The 7,839-nt window shown below is 66.6% G+C and carries 5 protein-coding genes, 1 tRNA gene and 1 pseudogene; 3 read left to right on the forward strand and 4 right to left on the reverse strand.

Annotated features, from left to right (window positions below; all coding sequences use genetic code 11):
• Positions 1-68: 68 nt before the first annotated feature.
• A tRNA-Lys gene (locus tag VJ655_RS02025) sits at positions 69-144 on the forward strand.
• A 207-nt stretch (positions 145-351) separates the two neighbouring features.
• On the opposite strand, the gene VJ655_RS02030 is transcribed toward VJ655_RS02025, so the two are convergent.
• Positions 352-960, reverse strand: coding sequence for a class I SAM-dependent methyltransferase (locus VJ655_RS02030; RefSeq protein ID WP_324097727.1), 609 nt, complete (start codon positions 958-960; stop codon positions 352-354).
• A 192-nt stretch (positions 961-1,152) separates the two neighbouring features.
• On the opposite strand from VJ655_RS02030, the gene VJ655_RS02035 reads away from it, so the two are divergent.
• Positions 1,153-2,319, forward strand: a complete 1,167-nt coding sequence (locus VJ655_RS02035) for an acyl-CoA dehydrogenase family protein (RefSeq protein WP_324097729.1) — start codon at positions 1,153-1,155, stop codon at positions 2,317-2,319.
• Entirely contained in the window at positions 2,319-3,119 is an 801-nt protein-coding gene (locus VJ655_RS02040; protein WP_324097731.1) for a hypothetical protein, read from the forward strand. The genes VJ655_RS02035 and VJ655_RS02040 overlap by 1 nt, the downstream gene beginning before the upstream one ends.
• 33 nt (positions 3,120-3,152) lie before the next feature.
• Here VJ655_RS02040 and VJ655_RS02045 read toward each other — a convergent pair whose 3' ends face one another.
• From VJ655_RS02045 to VJ655_RS02055, 3 genes and pseudogenes are all read right to left on the reverse strand, one after another.
• Complete coding sequence (locus VJ655_RS02045) at positions 3,153-4,106, reverse strand: glycosyltransferase family 61 protein (RefSeq protein ID WP_324097733.1); 954 nt, start codon at positions 4,104-4,106, stop codon at positions 3,153-3,155.
• Positions 4,107-4,224: 118 nt separating this feature from the next.
• Complete coding sequence (locus tag VJ655_RS02050) at positions 4,225-6,255, reverse strand: N-acetylglucosamine transferase (protein ID WP_324097735.1); 2,031 nt, start codon at positions 6,253-6,255, stop codon at positions 4,225-4,227.
• A 148-nt stretch (positions 6,256-6,403) separates the two neighbouring features.
• A pseudogene (locus VJ655_RS02055) lies at positions 6,404-7,839 on the reverse strand (ice nucleation protein); the annotation flags it as partial.

Consider the following 7,839-nt stretch of genomic DNA (forward strand, 5'->3'; position numbering starts at 1 on the left):
CTGCTAAAATCATTGCGTATGTTCCGCGCCTCGCCGCCGGGGCTCGCAAGTGCTTCGGAACCGCGAATGGGTGTATAGCTCAGTTGGTAGAGCAGCTGACTCTTAATCAGCGGGTCGTAGGTTCGAATCCTACTACACCCACCATTCCTTCTAAAATCAATAGGTTAGACGGGGCCGCGCAAGCGGCCGCGAGCCGTTTCGCGACCTCGCGACGCTGGCTTGACCCGCGCCCAGACTAGAGCCTGTTTATCTGGTTTAGATGGATCATCTAAACCAGATAAACAGGCTCTAGATCTTATACTTGGAGCGCGTTCGAGCGGTTTGACCGCTCGCACTTAAACCTAACGCGCTCTAGGTCGAGGCGACCTCGGTCTCGGCTATCTCCACATCGGCGTCCGCGAAGATCAGATCGTTCTCGCCCCTCGCCTGGAGACCGTTGATGAGCACAAGCATGATCTCGCATCCGGAGCCGGCGTTGGACGTCACGCAGCGGGCCTTGTAGCGGGCGAAATCCTCGGGGATCCAGGTCGAGATATGCGCCTCGGCGTGGTGCCCCTCCCACGCGCCCTGGACGTAGTCGATGGGGATCAACAGCAGCAGATATTTGGTGCGATAGTAGAGGTAGTCGATCAGGTCGACGCCGCGCGACTTGCGGAAGTGCTCCAGCACGTCCCCGAGGATCACGAGGTCCCAGGATGCGTCGGGACCGATGTCCGGCAAGGTCGTCGCGTCGCCCAGCTGGATGACGTCGTAAACCTCGCGTAGGCCGAACTGCTCGATATAGCTGTTGTCGATCTCGATGGCGGCGAGGTGACCGATCGGAACGCCTTCCGCCCGAAGCGACTGGATCATCCGGCCGTACTTGCCGGCGCCCGGACCGATATCGAGGACGCTGGCGGGCTTCATCCGCCCGATGAGAGCCTCGACGTGGCGGTCGAAGACGGTATCCGAGTACGGCATGGGGATCTTCCTGCGCCAGCGAATCTTGGCTTGTAGCGTGAGGGTGTTGGCCCGCCGGGGGAGCGTCAATGGAGAGCCGTTGCGCCAACGCGCGGCAAAACGTCTTCCATGCCTTCGGGCGGAGCCCACCGATGCGCACACTGACTTAACGGGAAGCTGGACGAGGCCTCCGCCAGGCTCGAAGCTGGCGTCATGTCCACCGTCGCCGACCCCGAACTGATCGAAGCCCTCCGCCAGACGGTTCGGGCCCTTTGCCGAGATTTCCCGCCAGCCTACTGGCGGGGCCTGGATCGCGAGAAGGCTTATCCGAGCGACTTCGTGGCCGCCATGACCAAGGCGGGCCTGCTGGGCGTCCTGATCCCGGAAGAGTACGGCGGCGGCGGTCTTGGCCTCACGGCGGCGGCGGCGATCCTGGAGGAGGTCCACGCCAGCGGCGGCAACGCCGCGGCCCTGCACGCCCAGATGTACACCATGGGCACGGTCCTGCGGCACGGCTCCAAGGCCCAGAAGGAAACCTGGCTGCCCAGGATCGCCGACGGCTCGATCCGGCTGCAGGCGTTCGGCGTGACGGAGCCGACGGCCGGCACCGACACCACCTCGATCTCGACCTTCGCCCGGCGCGAGGGCGATACCTACGTCATTAACGGCCAGAAGGTGTGGACCAGCCGGGCCGAGCATTCCGACCTGATGGTCCTGCTCGCCCGCACCACGCCCAAGGACCAGGTCGCGCGCAAGGCCGACGGCCTGTCGGTCTTCCTGGTCGACATGCGCGCGGCCAAGGGGAACGGCCTGACGATCAAGCCGATCGCCACCATGCTGAACCACGCCACCACCGAGATCTTCTTCGACAATCTGGTCATCCCCGCGGACAGCCTGATCGGCGAGGAAGGCAAGGGCTTCCGCTACATCCTGGACGGCATGAACGCCGAGCGGATCCTGATCGGGGCCGAGTGCCTGGGCGATGCGGCCTGGCTGATTGGCAAGGCGCGCGACTACGCCAATAGCCGCGTCGTCTTCGGCCGCCCGATCGGCCAGAACCAGGGCGTGCAGTTCCCGATCGCCCGCGCCTACGCCCAGGCTCACGCCGCCCGCCTGACGATCTATGACGCCGCCGCCCGCTATGACGCGGGCCAGCCCTGCGGCGAACAGGCCAATATCGGCAAGATGCTGGCCTCGGAGGCCTCCTGGGCCGCCGCCGACATGTGCCTGCAGACTCACGGCGGCTTCGGTTTCGCCGAGGAATACGACGTCGAGCGCAAGTTCCGCGAGACGCGCCTCTACCAAGTGGCGCCGATCTCGACGAACCTGATCCTGGCCTATGTCGCCGAGCACGTGCTCGGTCTGCCGCGATCATACTGATGAGCGATTTCGCCGACTGGATCGGCCGCCAGCGGCGACGGACGGCGGTGTTGGAGGCCTCTGACCTGGCCCGGCTCGCGGCGGTGCTGGATCGACCCGAACCGCCCGCCGAGGTTCCGCCGGCCTGGCATTGGGCCTGCCTGGCCGAGCCGGTTCGGCGATCCGAGCTCGGCGCTGACGGACATCCGAGGCGCGGTCTCTTCCTGCCGCCGATCCAGGCCCCTCGACGGATGTTCGCGGCGGCGGACATGAGCTTCCCCGGCCCGCTGCTCCCCGGCCATGAGACCGACTTGGTCGAGACCATCGCCGCCATCGAGGCCAAGGCCGGCGCGAGTGGAACCTTGACCTTCGTGACGGTGGACCGGACGTTCGCCCAGGCGGGCGCGGTGCGCGTTCGCGAGCGCCAGACGATCGTCTACACCGCCGCCCCGCCCGCGCCACGGACACCCGAGACCGAGCCTCCGCCGCCAGCCGACTGGAGCCGCGAGATCGCGACCGATCCGCCCCTGCTGTTCGCCTTCTCGGCGGCCACCTCGAACAGCCACCGCATCCACTACGACCAGAACTATGCGACGGCGGTCGAGGGCTATCCCGGCCTGGTCGTCCACGGTCCGCTGATCGCGCTGTTGTTGCTGGAGGCCATGCCCGAACGGCGGCCGGAGCGTTTCTCGTTCCGCGCCCTGAAGCCCGCCTTCGCCGGCGAGGCTATCGCCGCCCGCGGTCGTCTTATCGATGGCGGCGCGGAGCTCTGGGCCGAAAGCGGCGGCGCGGTGCTGATGAAGGCGCGGGTCGGAACATAACCATCGACCACCTGATGCTGGGCCGAAACCGCCCTAGTCCATCAAGCTTTCCAGCAGGTCGCAGTCGACGACGATATCGCCGCGCTCGTCCAGCGTCTCCGCGATGATCGCGTGGTGGTCCAGACCCAGGGCGTCCGAGATGCGGATGAACGAAGTGGAGATCACCGAGCGACCGAAGACCTCGATGACCCGGGCCGGGCCTTCCAGGTACGACAGGTTCGTCAGCCCCGCCCCATGCGCGGCCAGGACGAACGACGCGCCCTGTAGCTTGTCAATCTGCTCCGCCAGCGAAAGTTCTCCGTTACCGAAGTCGATCGTCGTGAAGTCGTGCCGCTCGAGGAAGGCCAGGAAGGCTTCGGTCTCGGCGATGTTGTTGCCGTTGCGGCCCTTGGGCGGGTTGCGGCGGACATAGTAGCGACGCCCCTGGGCCGGCAGGGTCTTGCCCACGAACTCCCTGAGCCAACGCAGGCTCTCCTCGGACTGCCAGCCGTCGGCCAACATCGGATTCTTCAGTCGCACCAACTCGTTCGCCGGCAATAGGAGACGATCGCCCAGCACGCGGGAGATCATTTCGCGGAACACCCCCTGCCGATAGATCGGCGCGGGCATGATCACGACCTTGATGTCGAACGGTTCGATCAGCCGGAACTTCTGCATGAACTCGAAGCAGAAGTGGTAGTAGTTGCTATAGTAGATGTGGCTGAAGACGGCCGCGTTCTCGATCAGCGGCAGCTCGTCCCAACCCTCCCGCAGCGATTGGGCGTGGTCCCACAGGCCCGGCTGATTGGCCTCGCTGAACGGCATGGTCGCCGCCATCGAGCTGCCGGGCGGGAAATTGGCCTGCAGGCAAGCGCCGGCGCGGTCAAGCAGAAGCAGGCCGGTGTCGTTGCTGACGAACTCACCCTCCAGCCGTCCGACCCGATCGAAGTAGACGTGGTCGAATTCCGACATCAGCCGGTTCCGCATCTCCTCGGACTCGGCGTGCACGGTGAGGTTCTTCGCTGGAGGAACCCGCGGGATGATCGGCGACCGATGGGCCTCCATCCAGCGCCGACTGTCGAAGGCGCTCCACGGGTAGATAGGCGGAAGGACGCGCATGGCTTTGTCAGACGGTCGTCTGGCGCGCGTCGAGCGTCCAGACCCGGTTGTCGACGGGCACAGCCCTGACCAGATGGCGTCGCGCGAGGGCGGCGCGATAGAGGCCTTCGTAGTCCTCGACCGCCTGCATCTCGCGCCTGTCCTCGTCCAGCTCCAGGCCCACGCTCAGATAGACGTCCAGGTTGGTCAGGTCTGGACTGGGGCGCTGGCCGGCCTGATGCTCGGCGATCATCTCGCCGTAGAGCGTCTCCAGGCTGGTCGCCAGCAGATCCATATCGAACAGCACGCAGGTGTCGCGATTGGCCTCCAGCGTGGCGCGCAGGGCCTTTGCCTTCTCGCGATCGGCCCCGAGTTCGACCGCCTTCTCGACATAGGCGGCCCCCGTGTCGACCACTAGTTCCGGCGTGCCAGCGCTGCGCACCAGGCTCCCACAGACGCGCGAGGCGAAGCTGCGGCCCGACCAGGTCAGGACCGGCACCGCCATCCACAGGGCGTCGGAGGCCGTCGTGTGGGCGCCGTAGGGCGTGGTATCCAGAAACAGGTCGGCCAGGCGGTAGCGGGCCAGATGGTAGGCGTTCTGCAGCTTTGGGGCGAAGATCAGGCGCGTGCGATCAACACCTTGGGCTTCGGCGGAATCCCGCAGGCGAGCATTGGCTTCCGGGTTGCTGTCCAGCAGCCAAAGCACGCTGCCCGGCGTACGCCGCAGAATCTCCATCCAGCGGTCGAAGACGTGCGGCGTGATCTTCTGCGTGCCGTTGAAGCAGCAGAAGACGAAGGCGTCCTCGGGCAGGCCGGCCTCGGCGCGGGTCGGACATTCCGCCTGCACTTTCCGACGACGATCGTTGGGTTGGTAGCAGGGGATCCGGCGCACGGCCTCGGAGTAGTAGCGCTCCATCTCCTCCGGGATGATCCACGGGTCGGCGATGATGTAGTGGTGGTAGTCGCTACCCATCGTGCCCGGATAGCCCAGCCAGTTGACCAGGACGGGCGCCGGGCGGCGGGCGAAGACGGCGGTCCGGGCGTCGCGCGTGTGGCCGTTGACGTCGACCAGGATATCGATGCCGTCGTCGACGATGCGCTGGGCGGCCTCATCATCCGTCATCGGACGAATGTCGATGAAATGCTCCGCGGCGGCGCGGATGCGGGTGTTGAGGCCGTCGCTGGACTCCGGACCGCAATAATACGCGAAGACCTCGACCTTCTCCCGGTCGTGCACCTCGAACAGCTCGGCCATCAGATAGCCGACGGCATGGTCGCGCAGGTCGGACGAGATATAGCCGATCCTCGGGCGTCGGCCGGTCAGGTCGATCGGCGCGTCGCGGCGGTCGGCGCGCACCTGGTCCGGCGTCGTCTTGGCCTCGCGCGCGATGAACGCGCTGGCCGCGGCCAGCAGCAGCAGCGGATCGTCGGTATAGGCGGCGATCGAGAGCGGGTTCACGCCCCTGAGCAGGGTCTCGCGGCTCAGGCGCTCGGACGGAACCAGGGCCGGCCACTTGCACTGCGACAGGCGTGTCGCGACCAGCTGTCCGATCACGTCCATGGCGGCCGGGTCGAGATCCGCGGCGCGCTGAAGGGCCATTTCGGCGCGGGCAGGCTGGTGGATGTCTCCAAGCAGCCGGGCGATCTGCTTCAGGCATGTAAAGACGTAGTTGGCCGCCATGCCGTTTATCTGGGCGGGGCGGTTGGCGCCCGCCTCCCAGGTGGCGACCGCCAATTCATGGAGCCCTGCCCGCTCCTGCAGACCACCCAGGTTCACATAGGCCGGCATGAAATCGGGATTGCGGGCCAACGCCTGCTCCAACGAGGCCGCCGCGCCGGCGTTGTCGCCCAGCGCCGACTGGAGGACCGACCGGTTGAACAGCGCCACGCACAGTTGGGGATGCTCTGGGTTGAAGCGCGCCCAGATCTTGTAGACCTGATCGGCCACCGCGGGCTTGCCCGCCTGTGAGAGCTCCGCGGCGATGGTGATCGCGTCGCCGAGCGAACAGCCCTCGGCGGTCAGCTTGCTGAGCATGTCCAGCGTGTCGAGGTCGGCCATAGTCTTCCTGATACCGATAAGCGACGGACAGGCGCGAGCGAACGCCGCGCGCGAGTCGGCTGGACGCGATCATGGCATGCGGTTCGCGGCTCGACCAATGACCGAAAGCGATCGCCGCCCACGCGCTTGAGCGTGAGCGGCGCCCGGATCAGATCACGGTCAGATAGGACGCGATCTGGGCGTCGTTCAGGCTCTGAACCTGGGTCTGCGTCAGGGCGTTCGCCTGGGTGGACGTCAGCTGCGAGATGTTCGTGGTGGACAGATAATCCAGCTGCGTCGTCGTCAGGCCGCTCAGCTGCGTGGACTGCAGCTGGCCGATCTGGGTCGTCGTCAGGCTGTCGATCACCGTCGTCGACAGGGCGCCGAGTTGGGTGCTGGTCAGCGCCGACAGCTGGGTGTCCGCCAGGTCGCTCACGTCGGTCGAGGACAGGCCCTTGAGCTGCGTCGTCGTCAGGCCCTTCACTTGGGTCGCGGACAGCGCCGCGCTCTGGGTGGCGTCAAGCGCCGAGATGTTGGCCGCTGACAGCGCCGCCAGTTGCAGGATGCTCAGAGCGGCGATCTGGGTGTCGACGAACTGACCGATGTCGGTGGTGTTCAGACCGCCCAGCTGCGTGGCCGTCAGGCCCTTCACCTGGGTGCTGGTCAGCGCCCCGACCTGGGTCGCGTCCAGCGTCGAGAACGCCGTGGACGTCAGGGCGCCCAGCTGCGCGCTGCTCAGGGCCGCCAGCTGGGTCGTGGCCAGTTGCTGGGCCTGGGTCGCCGACAGGGCGCCGACCTGCGTGTTCGCCAGCGCGCCGACCTGGGTGTCGGACAGTTCGCCGATATCGGTCGTCGACAGGCCCTTCACCTGGTCGAGGGTCAGACCCTTGATCTGGCTGGTCGTGATCGCGCCCATCTGCGTGGCGGTCAGGGCCGACAGGTTGGTCGTGCTCAAGGCCGCGAGCTGGCTGTTGGCCATCGCCGAGATCTGGGTGTTGGCCAGCTCGCCGATGTCGGTCGTGTTCAAGCCCGAAATCTGCGATGCGGTCAGGCCCTTGATCTGGGTCTCCGTCAGCGCCCCCATCTGGGTCGCATCAAGCGCCGAGACGTTGGCCGCCGACAGCGCGCCGATCTGCAGAGCCGAAAGCGCGCTGATCTGGGTGGCCGCCAACTCGCCCATATCGGTGGCCGACAGGCCCTTCAGCTGTGTCGCCGTCAGACCCTTGATCTGGGTCGTGCTCAGCGCGCCCATCTGGGTGGCGTCCAGGTTCGACAGGCCGGTGGCCGTGAAACCGCCGATCTGGTTCCAGCTCAGCGCCCCCACCTGGGTGGCCGCAAGGGCCGCGATGTTGGCGGTGCTGAGGCCGGCCAGCTGGCCCGTCGTCAGGCCCTTGACCTGGGTTTCGGTCAGGGCGCCGATCTGGGTGGCGTTCAGCAGGTTGAAGTTGGTGGACGAGATCGCCCCGATCTGGGTGGCCGAGAGACCGCCGATCTGGGTGGTCGACAGCTCCTGCACCTGGGTGGCCGCCAGGGCGCTGACCTGGGCCGCCGCCAGGGCGCCGACCTGGGTCGCCGACAGTTCGTCGATGTCGGTGACCGACAGGC

It is taken from the genome of Caulobacter sp. (assembly GCF_035254145.1).
Taxonomy (GTDB): domain Bacteria; phylum Pseudomonadota; class Alphaproteobacteria; order Caulobacterales; family Caulobacteraceae; genus Caulobacter.